Origin of the sequence: Faecalibacterium sp. DFI.5.82, from assembly GCF_029076575.1 — a bacterium.
GTDB lineage: Bacteria > Bacillota > Clostridia > Oscillospirales > Ruminococcaceae > Faecalibacterium > Faecalibacterium duncaniae.
Genome location: NZ_JARFIS010000911.1, coordinates 1 through 295, shown reverse-complemented (window position 1 = coordinate 295; position 295 = coordinate 1). Strand labels below are relative to the sequence as shown.

At 54.6% G+C, this 295-nt stretch carries 1 protein-coding gene; it reads left to right on the top strand.

Annotated elements, in window-relative coordinates; translation table 11 throughout:
• Nucleotides 1–295, top strand: a 295-nt coding sequence (locus P0G09_RS19455; RefSeq protein ID WP_275253497.1) for a glycoside hydrolase family 2 TIM barrel-domain containing protein, incomplete at both ends; no start/stop codon positions are given.

The window sequence follows — 295 nt, the reverse complement described above, 5'->3', positions numbered from 1 at the left end:
GATCAGCCATGCGGTGGAGAACCCCCACCTGTGGAGTGCAGAGGACCCGGCTCTGTATGAACTGGAAATCGAGCTGCTGGACGATGCAGGCCATCTGGTAGAGGTGACAGGGCAGAAAGTCGGTTTCCGCAAGTTCGAGTTGAAGAACAATCGGATGCTGCTCAACGGCAAGCGCATCGTGTTCAAGGGTGCCAACCGTAATGAGTTCAGCTCCATTACGGGTCGTGCTGTGGGCGTACACACCCATGAGGAGCTGCTTCGGGATATCATCACCATGAAGCAGAACATCATCAAT